The 15,392-nt window shown below is 61.8% G+C and carries 10 protein-coding genes; 8 read left to right on the top strand and 2 right to left on the bottom strand.

All coding sequences use genetic code 11. The features are described 5' to 3' along the window. Positions 1-27: 27 nt before the first annotated feature. From J4D25_RS15670 to J4D25_RS15645, 6 genes are all read left to right on the top strand, one after another. Positions 28-1,755 carry an autotransporter assembly complex family protein gene (locus tag J4D25_RS15670; RefSeq protein ID WP_057714136.1) on the top strand — a complete coding sequence of 576 codons (1,728 nt, stop codon included), beginning with the start codon at positions 28-30 and terminating at the stop codon, positions 1,753-1,755. Further along, complete coding sequence (locus J4D25_RS15665) at positions 1,752-5,423, top strand: translocation/assembly module TamB domain-containing protein (protein WP_057714137.1); 3,672 nt, start codon at positions 1,752-1,754, stop codon at positions 5,421-5,423. Before J4D25_RS15670 ends, J4D25_RS15665 begins: the two co-directional genes overlap by 4 nt. 237 nt (positions 5,424-5,660) lie before the next feature. After that, positions 5,661-6,134, top strand: coding sequence for a MarR family winged helix-turn-helix transcriptional regulator (locus tag J4D25_RS15660; protein WP_057714138.1), 474 nt, complete (start codon positions 5,661-5,663; stop codon positions 6,132-6,134). After that, positions 6,131-7,600, top strand: a complete 1,470-nt coding sequence (locus J4D25_RS15655) for an efflux transporter outer membrane subunit (protein ID WP_057714139.1) — start codon at positions 6,131-6,133, stop codon at positions 7,598-7,600. Before J4D25_RS15660 ends, J4D25_RS15655 begins: the two co-directional genes overlap by 4 nt. Positions 7,601-7,615: 15 nt before the next feature. Further along, positions 7,616-8,818 carry an efflux RND transporter periplasmic adaptor subunit gene (locus J4D25_RS15650; RefSeq protein WP_057714140.1) on the top strand — a complete coding sequence of 401 codons (1,203 nt, stop codon included), beginning with the start codon at positions 7,616-7,618 and terminating at the stop codon, positions 8,816-8,818. A gap of 202 nt (positions 8,819-9,020) precedes the next feature. Then, positions 9,021-10,553, top strand: a complete 1,533-nt coding sequence (locus tag J4D25_RS15645) for a DHA2 family efflux MFS transporter permease subunit (RefSeq protein ID WP_057714141.1) — start codon at positions 9,021-9,023, stop codon at positions 10,551-10,553. Positions 10,554-10,678: 125 nt separating this feature from the next. Here J4D25_RS15645 and lpxH read toward each other — a convergent pair whose 3' ends face one another. Together lpxH and J4D25_RS15635 are read right to left on the bottom strand one after the other, a co-directional pair. After that, complete coding sequence (lpxH, locus tag J4D25_RS15640; protein WP_057714142.1) at positions 10,679-11,431, bottom strand: UDP-2,3-diacylglucosamine diphosphatase; 753 nt, start codon at positions 11,429-11,431, stop codon at positions 10,679-10,681. Next, complete coding sequence (locus J4D25_RS15635) at positions 11,428-11,931, bottom strand: peptidylprolyl isomerase (protein WP_008053603.1); 504 nt, start codon at positions 11,929-11,931, stop codon at positions 11,428-11,430. The genes lpxH and J4D25_RS15635 overlap by 4 nt, the downstream gene beginning before the upstream one ends. A 250-nt stretch (positions 11,932-12,181) precedes the next feature. Here J4D25_RS15635 and J4D25_RS15630 point away from each other — a divergent pair, with 250 nt between their 5' ends. Both J4D25_RS15630 and cysS read left to right on the top strand, forming a co-directional pair. Beyond that, positions 12,182-13,879, top strand: a complete 1,698-nt coding sequence (locus tag J4D25_RS15630) for a glutamine--tRNA ligase/YqeY domain fusion protein (protein ID WP_057714143.1) — start codon at positions 12,182-12,184, stop codon at positions 13,877-13,879. Positions 13,880-13,899: 20 nt separating this feature from the next. Beyond that, positions 13,900-15,282, top strand: coding sequence for a cysteine--tRNA ligase (gene cysS / locus J4D25_RS15625; protein ID WP_007970481.1), 1,383 nt, complete (start codon positions 13,900-13,902; stop codon positions 15,280-15,282). Positions 15,283-15,392: the final 110 nt, after the last annotated feature.

Raw genomic sequence — 15,392 nt, 5'->3', positions numbered from 1 at the left:
TCCATGCTCGTGATAGCATCCGCGCCTATGAAGTTTCCAGGAAGAATTACCAGCGGTGTGCTGATGCTGATGACCAGCTGCGCAGCGCTGGCACAAAGCGAATTGGATGTACGGATCAAACCGTCCAATGACGAGCTGAAAGCCAATATCGAAGGCTATATCGGCAGCCTCGGCGATCGCGATGAAGAAGCGTTGCTGCGCTTCAGCCGTGGCGCCGAAGAACAGGCGCGCAAGGCCGCCCAGGCCTTGGGCTATTATCAGCCGCACATCGATAGTGAAGTGAAGGGCGGCGAAAAGCCGCGCCTGGTGTTGACGGTCGACCCCGGCGAGCCGGTGCACTTGCGCAACGTCACGGTGCGCGTCGACGGTCCGGCAGCCTCCCTCAAGGCCTTTCGAATTCCCAAAAGCGACGCGCTCAAGCCCGGCGCCGTGCTCAACCATGGGCATTACGAGGACGCCAAGCGCCTGATCCAGAATCAGGCTTCGCGTTATGGCTTTTTCAGCGGCCGTTTCACCCGTTCAAAACTGTCGGTCGACCCCCGTGCCGGCGTCGCCGATATCGAACTGATCTATGAAAGCGGTCCGCGCTATACCTTGGGCAAGGTCAGTTTCGAGGGCGATACGCCGTTCGATGACGAGTTGTTGCAACGCATGGTGCCGTTCAAGACCGGCACGCCGTATGACTCGGAACTGATCGCCGAGCTCAACCAGAATCTGCAATCGAGCGGCTACTTCGAAGGCGTGCGCGTGGACGCGGCACCCACGGCGTCCAGGGACGAGGCGATCCCGGTGGACGTCAAGCTCGAAACCCGAAAGCCGCGGACCATGGGCCTGGGCCTGGGTTTCTCCACCGACGTCGGCCCGCGGGCCAAGGCCAACTGGACCCGGCACTGGGTCAACGCGCAAGGGCACAGTTATGGCTGGGAAACCGAAGTCTCGGCACCTCGGCAAAACGTCGGGCTGTTCTACGACATTCCGCTGGACCCGCCACTGACCGACAAACTGCGTTTTGCCGGTGGCTACCAGAATGAAGAAATCGCCGATAAGGACAGCCACAGCAAGCTGCTGACCCTCGGCCCCGAGTGGCACAGCAAACTGCCCAGCGGCTGGCAACGGGTGGTGTCGCTGAAGTGGCAGCGCGAGGATTATCAACTGGGCGATGACTCGGGACTCAGTACCTTGCTGATGCCCGGTGTGAGCTATTCGTACCTCAAAAGCGACAACCGCATCGACCCGCACAACGGTTATCGCCTGCAATTCGAATCCAAAGTGGCCAAGGAAGGTCTGGGTTCCGACAGCAACGTGCTCTACGGCACGGCATTGGTCAAAGGCCTGACCACGGTGTTCGATAAACACCGCCTCCTCGGGCGGGTGCAGGTCGGCGGCAGTGCCACCAACGGCTTCAAATCGGTGCCGCCATCGCTGCGCTTCTTCGCCGGTGGCGATCAGAGCGTGCGTGGCTACGACTATCAGAGCCTGTCCCCGGAAAACTCCGACGGCGACCGCATTGGTGGCCGCTACATGGTCGCCGCCAGCGCGGAGTATCAGTATTCCATCGCCGAAAAATGGCGGATCGCGACCTTTGTCGATCAGGGCAACTCCTTCAACACGCTCGAACTGCCGAACCTCAAGACCGGCGTCGGTATCGGCGTGCGCTGGGTATCGCCGGTGGGGCCGATCCGCCTCGACCTGGCCCACGCGCTGGACGACGATGGCGGAATTCGACTGCACTTTTCCATGGGGCCTGAGCTTTGAAGCGTGGTTTGAAAGCAACACTGCTAACGATGGCGGCGCTGCTGGCAGTGGTTGTCCTGACGCTGGCCACGGTGCTGGGCACGGCGACGGGCAGCCGCTGGGCATTGGGTTTCGTGCCGGGCTTGACCCTGGAAAACTTCCAGGGCCGGCTGGGCGGGCAGTGGAGTGCCGACCGGGTGCTGTGGCAGCAGGAGAGCAACCGGGTTGAACTGAGCAAGGTGATTTTCGCCTGGTCGCCGTTGTGCCTGACCCGCATGACCCTGTGCATCGAGCAATTGCAGGCCGATCAGGTCAGCCTGACGTTCCCGCCGGGTGCCGAAGAGCCAGACAGCGGCCCGATCACGCTCCCGGAGCTGAAGTTACCGTTGGCCCTCGAACTGGGAGAGATCAAGGTCGGCAGCCTGTTGTTCAACGGCAGCGAAGAGCTCAAGGGCCTGCAACTGGCGGCGCACTGGACGACGGCCGGTTTGAAGATCGACGCAGTGTCGTTGCAGCGCGATGATCTGAGCCTGAACCTCTCCGGCCTGTTGCAACCTTCCGGCAACTGGCCCCTCAGCGCCTCCGGCAAGTTGACCCTGTTGTCGACGCCTGAGCCGCTGGCGCTGGCGCTGAAGGTCGACGGCGACCTGCTCAAGACCCTGAACCTGAACGCCGACAGCAGCGGTTACCTCAACGGGCAACTGACCGGCGAACTGCAACCGCTGGTGGAAAACCTGCCGGCCAAGGTGCGGATCACCGCCGATGGCTTCAAGCCCAGTGCCGAGATGCCGGACACCCTGCAACTCAATCAGCTTGAACTCACGGGGGCAGGCGACTTGAAGAACGGCTACGCGCTGCTCGGCAAAGCCACGCTGCCCGCCGAGCAAGGGCCCGTCACCCTGGCGCTGCAAGGCAAGGTCGACGCCAAGGGCGCGCAGATCGCCGCGCTGGACCTGACCGCCAACGACAAGCAAAGCCTCAAGCTCACCGGACAGCTGGATTGGAGCAAGGGCTTGAGCGCCGAGGCGAAGATCGACTGGCTGGATTTCCCGTGGCACAGGCTCTATCCGCTCATCGACGAACCGCAGGTAGCGCTTCGCACGTTCACCGGCGAAGTCTCTTACACCGACGGCAAGTACCTCGGGCATTTCGCCGCGGCGGCGGATGGTCCGGCCGGCGCCTTCACCCTGGCCAGCCCTTTCGCGGGCGATCTGACGAAAATCTACCTGCAACAGATTCAACTCCAGGCTGGGCAGGGCAAGGCTGAAGGGCACCTGAACCTGCAATTTGCCGACGGCATTGCCTGGGACACCGCGCTGGACCTGTCGGCGATCAACCCGGCGTACTGGGTCGCGGAGCTGCCGGGCACACTGGCCGGGCCGTTGCGCAGCACGGGCGAGATGAAGAACGAGGTGCTCAGCCTCAACGCCGACCTGGACCTCAAGGGCAAACTGCGCGGTCAGCCGGCGGTGATCCAGGCCAAGGCCGATGGCCGTGGCGAGCAATGGAACCTCAATACCCTGCAAGTTCGCCTCGGCGACAACAGCATCAGCGGCAAAGGCAGCCTGCAACAGAAACTCGCCGGCCAGATCGATCTCAAGTTGCCGCGCCTGGCCCAGCTCTGGCCGCAACTGCGGGGCCAGCTCAATGGCCGCGTGGATGTCGCCGGCACACTCAAGGCGCCCCAAGGCAAGCTTGACCTGCAAGGTTCGCAGCTGGCTTTCCAGGACCATCGCCTGCAAAGCCTGAACCTGGACGCCACGCTGGACAGTGCGCAACGGGCGAAAGTCGACCTCAAGGGCAGCGGCATCCGGGCGGGCGACACTTTACTGGGAACCCTGACCGCCAGCGGCCATGGCGACATCAAGAACCAGAAACTGAACCTCGATCTGCAAGGGCCGAAGCTGAAACTGGCGCTGGGTCTGGACGGTGCGCTGGACAAAGGCAATTGGCGCGGACGCCTGGCCAGCGGTGATATCCAGGCCGGTGGCCAGGACTGGAAGCTGCAAGGGCCGGCGAAACTCGAACGTCTGGCGGACGGCAAAATCACCTTTGGCGCCCATTGCTGGGCCTCCGGCCAGGCCAGCCTCTGCGGTGAAGACGCGCGCCTGATGCCCGAGCCGAAGCTGCGTTATCACCTCAAGCAATTCCCGATCGACAGCCTCGCGCAGTGGTTGCCGAAGGATTTCGCCTGGCAGGGTCGGCTCAACGCCGACCTGCAACTGGACCTGCCGGCCAGTGGCCCGAACGGCCAGGTCAGCGTCGATGCCGGTGGCGGCACGTTGCGCATCAAGGACAAGGATCAGTGGCTGGACTTCCCGTACCAGACCCTGAAACTCACCAGCAAACTCACGCCCAAGCGCATCGACACCGAGCTCAACTTCGTCGGTGGCAAACTCGGCGAACTGATGGTGCAGGCGCAGCTCAATCCGTTGCCGAAGAACAAACCGTTGAGCGGCTCGTTCCGCTTGAGCGGGCTGGACCTGTCGGTGGCGCGACCGTTCGTGCCGATGGTCGAAAAACTGACCGGGCGCTTGAATGGCAGCGGCACGATTTCCGGTGGGCTGCTGGCACCGCAGGTCAATGGCAGCCTGCAACTCAGCGACGGTCAGATCTCTGGTCCTGAATTACCAATGGAGCTGAAAAATCTGCACCTCCAGGCGCTCATCGCCGGTGAAAGCGTGCAACTGAACGGTGGCTGGGACAGCGGTAAGGCCGGGCATGGCAGCCTGAACGGCAACGTCGCGTGGGGCCAGGCGCTGGTGGTGGATCTGGCGCTCAAGGGTTCGCAGTTGCCAGTCACCGTCGAGCCTTACGCCAAGCTGGAAGTCGCACCTGACCTGAAAATCTCGATGAAGGGCGATGAGTTGGCCATCGCCGGCAAAGTGCTGGTGCCCAGGGGCGACATCACCATTCGCGAGTTGCCGCCATCGACGGTCAAGGTCTCCGATGACACAGTGATCGTCGGTCAGCAGACCGAGGAGGGCAAGCCGCCGCTGGCAATGAAAATGGACATCGAAGTGCTGGTCGGTGAGGACAAGCTGAGCTTTGCAGGATTTGGCCTGACCGCGAATGTGCAGGGGCATGTGCACATCGGCGACAACATGGACACCCGTGGCGAGCTGTGGCTCAACGATGGGCGATATCGCGCCTACGGCCAGCGGCTATCGGTGCGCCGGGCACGCTTGCTGTTTGCAGGTCCTATCGATCAGCCGTACCTGGACATCGAGGCCATTCGCAAGACCGACGACATCATCGCCGGCATTCGTTTGAGTGGCAGCGCCGAGCAGCCGACCACGCAGATCTTCTCCGAACCGGCCATGAGCCAGGAGCAGGCCCTGTCCTATCTGGTGCTCGGGCGTCCGCTGAGCAGCAATGGCGAAGACAACAACATGCTCGCCCAGGCGGCCCTCGGGTTGGGCTTGATGGGTAGCTCCGGGGTGACCAGCGGCATCGCCAAGAACCTGGGCATCCAGGACTTCCAGCTGGACACCCAGGGCAGTGGCGATGCCACCAGTGTGGTGGCCAGCGGCAATATTTCCGAGAAGCTCAGCCTGCGCTATGGTGTCGGCGTGTTCGAACCGGCCAATACCATTGCTCTGCGCTACAAGCTGAGCAAGAGGGTCTACCTCGAAGCCGCCGGCGGCGTGGCCAGTTCGCTGGACATCTTCTACAAGCGGGATTTCTAGGCCTGCGTTTTCGTTAAAACCGAGTCGCCCCCATCGTGTGCAAGCTCGCTCCCACAAGGTCCAGTGCGATCCCTGTGGGAGCGAGCTTGCTCGCGATGGCGTCAGTGTGGCCGCAACAAATTCCGACTCCATTGATCAGCTATTTACCAAGCATGCTAACTATTGCGTTGACATTCGCTGCCTAGGCAGTAACATCTTGACATGCATTCACTGCCTAGGCAGCTAATTGGTGGTCAGATGAAACATTTCTCCCCGGAAGATTTCCAGAATTGCCATCTCGGCCTGTTGCTCGGGCGTGCCGCGCTGCTCAAGGACCGGATCATCGACACCCACATGGAACCCCACGGCATCACCGCTGCGCAGTTCAAGGTGTTGATCATCATCGCCCAGTACGGCGTCGATTCGCCGGGCGAGTTATGCCGTCACCTGTCCCTGGACAGCGGCTCGATGACGCGCATGCTCGATCGTCTGGAACAGAAAGGTTTCCTTGCCCGCCAACGCTCCGAGGCAGATCGCCGCCAGGTGCAGCTTGTGCTGACGGATGAAGGGCAGAAGCTCGCCGGGCGGTTGCCGCATATCGGCGCCGAAGCCATGAATGAACTGGCCGGTGCCATCACTCCGGAAGAACTGAAAACCCTGGAGTTGATCCTGAAGAAAATTTTGGTGGCAGCCGGTGACGCGATCACCCTGCTGCGGGTAGGTGGAAAATGAGCAGTAACCCCTTGCGTACCGGCTTGAGCCTGGTGCTGTTGGCCATGAGCGTCGCCGGTTGCGCCAGTTACAGCGGCCTGAAAACCGAAGGCGTCAGCCTCGACGCGAAGGCCCTCAAGGCCGGGCAATCCCTCAGCGGTGTGACGTTGTCCCCCGCGGCCTGGCCAAAAAGCGACTGGTGGAAAAGCCTCGGCGACCCACAACTCGATGGCCTGATCCGCGAGGCCCTGCGCGACAGCCCGGACATGCAGATCGCCGATGCCCGTGCCCATCAGGCCAGCGCAGCGGCCTACGCCGCCGACGCTGCGCGGATGCCGACCCTGGATGCCAGCGCCGGTGTCAGCCGCTCGCGCCTGGCCCGGGACCAGGACCCGCTCGGGCAGGGTGACGCTTACGCCACCGTTCGCAACATCAGCACCGGTTTCAACTACGACTTCGACCTGTGGGGCGGTCAACGCGATGCCTGGGAAGCGGCCCTCGGCCAGGCTCGCGCCGCCGAAGTCGACCAGCAGGCTGCGCAACTGACGCTGGCCGCCGATGTCGCCCGGGCCTATAGCGATCTCGGTCAGGCGCACATCGTCTACGACCTGTCCAACGAAGACCTCAAACGCACCCGGCAAATGCTCGACCTCAGCCAGCGGCGCCTGACTGCCGGGATCGACAGCCAGTACCAGTTCCAGCAGACCGAAAGCCTGGAAGCCACTTCCCGGGCCAACCTGATCGACGCCGAAAAACGCTTGAACAGCGCGAAAATTGCCCTGGCCGTTCTGCTCGGCAAAGGCCCGGACCGCGGCAATGAAATTGCCCGACCCAACATTCTTCAGTCGAGTGCGGTAGCGCTACCTTCGGTGCTGCCGGCCGAACTGCTGGGGCGTCGCCCGGATCTGGTGGCCGCGCGCTGGCGGGTCGAAGCAGCGAGCAAAAGCATCGACGCCGGCAAGACCCGGTTCTATCCCAACCTGAACCTCAGTGCCGCTGCCGGCGCCGAATCCTTGCTGGGCGATGCGATGTTTGGTTCGGCCAGCCGTTTCTTCAACATTGCACCGACGATCTCTGTGCCGATCTTCGACGGTGGCCGCTTGCGCGCCGACCTCGATTCCCGCGACGCCGATTACGACCTCGCCGTGGCGCAGTACAACAAAAGCCTGGTCAAGGCGCTGGGGGATGTCAGCGACAGCGTCAACCAGCTGCGTGACATCGGCCGGCAGATCGCCGCCCAGCAGTACGCCACCGACATCGCCCAGGATTCCTACAACACCGTGGTCCAGCGTTACGGTTCCGGCATCGGCAACTACCTGGACGTGCTCAGCATCGAGCAGCAATTGCTCCAGGCCCAGCGCCAGCTGGCCAACCTGAATGCCGAGCAGATTGACCTGTCGATCCAACTGATGCAGGCGCTGGGCGGCGGTTTCCAGCCTGAGGCCATCGCCTCGGCCAACGCCACGCCAGCCACGCTGACCCACTAATTCAAGGTACTTGTCATGGCCACTGCCGATACAACTCAACCTCCTGAAAACACCCAGGGCAACCCCAATTCGGGCAAGCGCAAGTTCATGCTGCTGGTCCTGGCTGCCGTCGTCGTGCTCGGTTGCGCGGGTGTCTGGGCCTACCACGAATTCTACGGGCGCTGGAGCGAAAGCACCGACGACGCCTATGTGAACGGCAACGTGGTAGAAATCACGCCGCTGGTCACCGGCACCGTGGTCAGCATCGGCGCCGATGATGGCGATCTAGTGCACGAAGGCCAGGTGCTGGTGAACTTCGACCCGAACGACGCCGAAATCGGTCTGCAAAATGCCCAGGCCAATCTGGCGCGTACCGTGCGTCAGGTGCGTGGCTTGTATAGCGATGTGGACGGCATGAAGGCCCAGGTCAACGCCCAGAAAGCCGAAGTGCAAAAGGCCCAGGACAACTTCAGCCGCCGCAAGAACCTAGCCGCCGGCGGGGCGATTTCCCAGGAAGAGCTGTCCCACGCCCGTGACGACCTGACCTCGGCGCAAAACGCCCTGGCCAATGCCGAACAAAAGCTCAAGACCACCAGCGCGCTGGTCGATGACACCGTGGTTTCATCGCACCCGGACGTGATGGCCGCCGCCGCGCAACTGCGTCAGGCCTACCTGAACAACGCCCGCAGCACCTTGATTGCGCCGGTGACCGGTTACGTGGCCAAGCGTTCTGTACAACTTGGCCAGCGCGTGCAACCGGGTACCGCGCTGATGGCGGTGATTCCCCTGGATCAGCTGTGGATCGACGCCAACTTCAAGGAAACCCAGTTGCGTGACATGCGCATCGGCCAACCGGTGGAGATCGAGACGGACCTGTACGGCAGCAGCGTTAAATACAGCGGCACCATCGACAGCCTCGGCGCCGGGACCGGCAGTGCGTTTGCCTTGCTGCCAGCGCAAAACGCCACCGGTAACTGGATCAAGATCGTGCAGCGCGTGCCGGTGCGGGTCCACGTCAACGCCGAGGAGCTGGCCAAACATCCGCTGCGGGTCGGCCTGTCGACCATGGTCGATGTGGACCTGCACGACCAGAGCGGGCCGGTGCTGGCGCAACAGCCGCCGCAGAAGGCTTCGTTCAGCACCAGCGTCTATGACCGTCAGCTGACCGAGGCCGACGCGATGATCACCCAGTTGATCCACGACAACAGCGCCGCGGTCAGCAAGACCGCGCAACGCTGATTCGCCAGTCCGTCATCAACCGGATCTTGTGGGAGCGAGCTGTGGCGAGGGGGCTTGCCCCCGTTGGGCTGCGAAGCAGCCCCAAAATTTCCGATGTATCGAAGATCTTGTGAGTGCTGCGCACTCAAACGGGGGCAAGCCCCCTCGCCACAGCTCGCTCCCACAGGGTTAGCGGCGCTAGCCGAGTTTCAAAGGATTTGCGATGAGCAATAACGCGTCTTTCACACCGCCCAGCCTGTTGCTCAGCACCATCGGCCTGTCGCTGGCGACCTTCATGCAAGTGCTCGACACCACCATCGCCAACGTGGCGCTGCCGACGATCTCCGGCAACCTGGGCGTGAGTTCGGAGCAGGGCACCTGGGTCATCACCTCGTTCGCCGTGAGCAACGCCATCGCCTTGCCGCTGACCGGTTGGCTCAGTCGGCGTTTCGGCGAGGTGAAGCTGTTTGTCTGGGCGACGCTGCTGTTCGTGCTGGCTTCGTTCCTGTGCGGGATTTCCACCTCGATGCCGGAGCTGGTGGGCTTCCGGGTGCTGCAAGGGGTAGTGGCCGGGCCACTGTACCCGATGACCCAGACCCTGCTGATTGCGGTTTACCCCCCGGCGAAACGGGGGCTGGCGCTAGCGCTGCTGGCGATGGTCACGGTGGTCGCGCCGATTGCCGGGCCGATCCTCGGCGGCTGGATCACCGACAGCTACAGCTGGCCGTGGATTTTCTTCATCAACGTGCCGATCGGCCTGTTCGCGGCATGGGTGGTCACCCAGCAGATGAAAAAGCGCCCGGTGGTCACCAGCCGCCAACCGATGGATTACGTCGGATTGATCGCGCTGATCATCGGCGTCGGGGCTCTGCAGATTGTGCTCGACAAGGGCAACGACGCCGACTGGTTTGAATCGAGTTTCATCGTGATCGGCTCGGTGATTTCGGTGGTGGCCCTGGCGTTCTTCGTGATCTGGGAAATGACCGACGAACACCCGGTGGTCAACCTGCGCCTGTTCACCCATCGTAACTTCCGTTACGGCACCATCGTGCTGATTCTGGGGTACGCCGGGTTCTTCGGGATCAACCTGATCTTGCCGCAGTGGCTGCAAACGCGACTGGGCTATACCGCGACCTGGGCCGGTTTCGCCGTGGCCCCGCTGGGGATCCTGCCGGTGCTGCTGGCGCCGTTTGTCGGTAAGTACGCACCGAAATTCGACATGCGCCTGCTGGCGGGCGGGGCGTTCCTGGCCATCGGCCTGAGCTGTTTCATGCGCGCAGGCTTCACCAATGAAGTGGACTTCCAGCACATCGCCATGGTGCAGCTGTTCATGGGGATCGGCGTAGCGCTGTTCTTCATGCCGACCCTGACCATCCTGCTCTCGGACCTGCCCCCGAACCAGATTGCCGACGGTTCGGGGCTGGCGACATTCTTGCGGACCTTGGGCGGCAGTTTCGCGGCGTCGTTGACCACCTGGATCTGGATTCGTCGGGCGGACCAGCACCACGCCTACCTGACCGAAAGCATCACCCCCTTCGATCCGGCGACCCGCGAAGCGCTGACCCACCTGGGCGGGGCAGGGGCCAAGGCCTATACGCAGCTGGACCAGATGGTGATCAGCCAGGCGTACATCATGTCCACGGTGGACTACTTCACCTTGCTGGGTTGGATGTTCGTGGGGTTGATACTGATTGTCTGGCTGGCCAAGCCGCCGTTTACGGCGAAGGCCGGGCCAGAGGCTTCCGCGGGGCACTGACAAACGCAGTGGAACCCATGTGGGAGCGAGCTTGCTCGCGATAGCGGTGGATCAGTCAACAAAGATGTTGGATGTTAATCCGCTATCGCGAGCGAGCTCGCTCCCACAGGGATCTCCTGCAGCCTTCAGTTCGCGGGTGCTGCCAGTGGCGGTGGCGGAGTGAAATCAAACGGCGCCAGCGCAAACCCTTGCTCATCCACCTGCAATGCCCACCCTTGACGATCCCAATCCCCCAGCACAATGCGCCGGGCCGCTTGCTCGCCAAGCTGCAACTTGTGAATCGCGGGGCGGTGGGTGTGCCCGTGGATCAAGGTCTTCACCCCGAATTGCTGCATGATCCGCGGAATCTCTTCGGGCGTGACATCGACGATGTCATTGGCCTTCATCCGCGTTTGCGCACGGCTTTCACTGCGCAGTTTGCGCGCCAGCTTGTGCCGGGTGCGCAGCGGCAGATGCCGCAGGATGAACAGGGTGATCGGGTTGCGCAGGTAGCGACGCAGCTTCATATAGGCTTCGTCGCGGGTACAGAGGCTGTCGCCGTGCATCAGCAGCACCGGCTCGCCGTTGAACTGCACGACACTCGGATCCTTCAACAAGGTGCAGCCGGCTGCTTTGCAGAAGGCCTTGCCCAACATGAAGTCGCGATTGCCGTGCATCAGGAAAATGGCCGTGCCGCTGTCGCTCAATTCGCGCAGGGCCTGGCAGATGGAACGCTGGAAGGGTGTCATGGCGTCGTCGCCAATCCACACCTCGAAGAAGTCGCCCAGAATGTACAACGCACTCGCCGAGCGGGCGCGTCCGGCGAGCAAATCCAGAAACGCCCGGGTAATGTCCGGGCGCTCCTCTTCCAGATGTAAATCTGAAATCAGCAATATCACTCAATGATCTCGGCTTTCTCGATGATCACGTCGTCTGCCGGTACGTCCTGGTGGCCGGACTTGGAAGTGGTGGCCACGCCTTTGATCTTGTCGACAACGTCGGTGCCGGCGGTCACTTTACCGAATACCGCGTAGCCCCAGCCCTGAACGTTCTTGCCGCTGTGGTTCAGGAAGCTGTTGTCCGCCACGTTGATGAAGAACTGTGCGGAAGCCGAATGCGGCTCCATGGTGCGGGCCATGGCGACGGTGTATTTGTCGTTGGAAAGACCGTTGTCGGCTTCGTTCTGGATGCTTGGGCGCTTGTCTTTCTTTTCTTTCATGCCTGGCTCGAAACCGCCGCCCTGGATCATGAAGTTACCGATGACACGGTGGAAAACGGTGTTTTCGTAGTGACCGGCTTTAACGTACTCAACGAAGTTGGCCACGGTGATCGGGGCTTTGTCGGCGTTCAGTTCGAGGACGATGTCACCGAAGTTGGTAGTCAGTTTGACTTGGGTCATGATCGTTACTCACTAGAGGAATTCGTGGTGTTGGAACATCTCGTCCCGCCACCGGTTCAGCCTTTTTGGCCAAGGTGCGCAGTTTAGCGTGCCAGACGCGAATTTCGAGGCTGTTTTTTCATTTACGGCCTATTAAATGCGACGGTTTACAGAGTGCGCTCTGTCAGGTACTTGACGGCATCGGCTATGATAGCGGCTTTGTTTTGTCCGGCCTTCATTACGGCCACGCACTTGTACGTTCAAGGATCCTATGAGCAAGCCCACTGTCGACCCTACCTCGAATGCCAAGACCGGCCCTGCCGTGCCGGTCAACTTCCTGCGGCCGATCATCCAGGCAGACCTGGACTCGGGCAAGCACACGCAGATCGTCACCCGTTTTCCGCCTGAACCCAACGGCTACCTGCACATCGGCCACGCCAAGTCGATCTGTGTGAACTTCGGCCTGGCCCAGGAGTTCGGCGGCGTCACGCACCTGCGTTTCGACGACACCAACCCGGCCAAGGAAGACCAGGAATACATCGACGCGATCGAAAGCGACGTCAAATGGCTGGGCTTCGAATGGTCCGGCGAAGTGCGCTACGCCTCGCAGTATTTCGACCAGTTGCATGACTGGGCGGTGGAGTTGATCAAGTCCGGCAATGCCTACGTCGACGACCTGACCCCGGAACAAGCCAAGGAATACCGTGGCAGCCTGACCGAGCCGGGCAAGAACAGCCCGTTCCGCGACCGCAGCGTCGAAGAGAACCTGGACCTGTTCGCCCGCATGAAAGCCGGCGAGTTCAAGGACGGCGCACGGGTGCTGCGGGCCAAGATCGACATGGCCTCGCCGAACATGAACCTGCGTGACCCGATCATGTATCGCATCCGTCACGCTCACCACCACCAGACCGGTGACAAGTGGTGCATCTACCCCAACTACGACTTCACCCACGGTCAGTCGGACGCCATCGAAGGCATCACCCATTCGATCTGCACCCTGGAGTTCGAAAGCCACCGTCCGCTGTACGAGTGGTTCCTCGAGCACTTGCCGGTACCGGCCAACCCGCGCCAGTATGAGTTCAGCCGCCTGAACCTGAACTACACCATCACCAGCAAGCGCAAGCTCAAGCAGCTGGTCGATGAAAAGCACGTCAATGGCTGGGACGACCCGCGCATGTCCACGCTGTCGGGTTTCCGCCGCCGTGGCTACACGCCTAAATCGATCCGCAACTTTTGCGAAATGATCGGCACCAACCGTTCCGACGGCGTGGTCGACTTCGGCATGCTCGAATTCAGCATCCGCGACGACCTCGACCACAGCGCCCCGCGCGCCATGTGCGTGTTGCGTCCGCTGAAAGTCGTGATCACCAACTACCCGGAAGGCCAGGTCGAGAATCTCGAACTGCCGTGCCACCCGAAAGAAGACATGGGCGTGCGCGCGTTGCCGTTCGCCCGTGAAATCTACATCGACCGTGACGACTTCATGGAAGAGCCGCCGAAGGGCTACAAGCGCCTGGAACCTGCCGGTGAAGTGCGTCTGCGTGGCAGCTACGTGATCCGCGCCGACGAAGCGATCAAGGACGCCGATGGCAACATCGTCGAACTGCGCTGCTCCTACGATCCGGACACCCTGGGCAAGAACCCGGAAGGTCGCAAGGTCAAAGGCGTGATCCACTGGGTGCCGGCCGCTGCCAGCGTCGAGTGCGAAGTGCGTCTGTACGATCGTCTGTTCCGTTCTCCAAACCCGGAGAAGGCCGAAGACAGCGCCAGTTTCCTGGACAACATCAACCCTGATTCGCTGCAGGTACTCACCGGTTGTCGTGCCGAGCCTTCGCTGGGCAATGCACAGCCGGAAGACCGTTTCCAGTTCGAGCGCGAAGGTTACTTCGTCGCCGATCTCCAGGACTCGAAACCAGGTCAGCCGGTATTCAACCGTACCGTGACCCTGCGTGATTCGTGGGGCCAGTGATTTAGCGTCAAGGAATAAACGTGCTTACGATCTACAACACGCTCACCAAGAGCAAAGAAGTCTTCAAGCCGCTCGATGGCAACAAGGTGCGCATGTACGTGTGCGGCATGACCGTGTACGACTATTGCCACCTGGGCCACGGCCGCAGCATGGTCGCGTTCGACCTGGTGACGCGCTGGTTGCGCTTCAGCGGCTATGACCTGACCTACGTGCGCAACATCACCGACATCGACGACAAGATCATCAATCGGGCCAACGAGAACGGCGAGTCGTTCGAAGCGCTGACCGAGCGCATGATCGCGGCGATGCACGAAGATGAAGCGCGCCTGAACATCAAGAAGCCGGACATGGAGCCGCGTGCCACGGATCACATCCCTGGCATGCACGCGATGATCCAGACCCTGATCGACAAGGGCTACGCCTACGCCCCGGGCAATGGCGACGTGTACTACCGCGTCGGCAAGTTCATGGGCTACGGCAAGCTGTCGCGCAAGAAGATCGAAGACCTGCGCATCGGCGCACGCATCGAAGTCGACGAGTCCAAGCAGGACCCGCTGGACTTCGTATTGTGGAAAGCCGCCAAACCGGGCGAACCGAGCTGGGAATCGCCGTGGGGCGCCGGGCGTCCGGGCTGGCACATCGAGTGCTCGGTGATGTCCACCTGCTGCCTGGGCGAGACCTTCGACATTCATGGCGGCGGCAGCGACCTTGAGTTCCCGCACCACGAAAACGAAATTGCCCAAAGCGAAGCGGCCACCGGCAAGACCTACGCCAACGCCTGGATGCATTGCGGCATGATCCGTATCAATGGCGAGAAGATGTCCAAGTCCTTGAACAACTTCTTCACCATTCGCGACGTGCTCGACAAGTACCACCCGGAAGTCGTGCGTTACCTGCTGGTGTCGAGCCACTACCGTAGCGCCATCAACTACTCGGAAGACAACCTCAAGGACGCCAAAGGCGCCCTGGAGCGTTTCTACCACGCGTTGAAAGGCCTGCCGAACGTGGCGCCAGCGGGCGGCGAAGCCTTCGTCGAGCGCTTCACCCAGGTGATGAACGACGACTTCGGCACACCGGAAGCCTGCGCGGTGCTGTTTGAGATGGTCCGCGAGATCAACCGCCTGCGTGAGAGTGATCTGAACGCTGCGGCCGGTCTGGCCGCTCGTTTGAAAGAACTGGCCAGCGTGTTGGGTGTGTTGCAACTCGAAGCCGATGACTTCCTGCAGGCTGGCGCCGAAGGGCGCGTGGATGCAGCCGAGGTCGAAGCGCTGATCGCTGCGCGTCTGGCGGCACGCGCCGGCAAGGACTGGGCCGAATCCGACCGTATCCGCGACCAGCTCACCGCCATGGGCGTGGTGCTGGAAGACGGCAAGGGCGGCACGACCTGGCGTCTGGCTGACTGACAGCTGTAGTGCTTGAAAACAAAACCCGCCTTGTGCGGGTTTTTGTTTATGGGGTTGGACTCCAGGCTTGTGTTGACAGGGCTGACGCCACCGCGAGCAAGCTCGCTCCC

This window comes from Pseudomonas sp. GW456-L13, assembly GCF_017350115.1.
GTDB classification, from domain to species: Bacteria; Pseudomonadota; Gammaproteobacteria; order Pseudomonadales; family Pseudomonadaceae; genus Aquipseudomonas; species Aquipseudomonas jessenii.
Note: the sequence above shows the minus strand (reverse complement) of the source record. Positions and strands in the feature narration are given on the sequence as shown.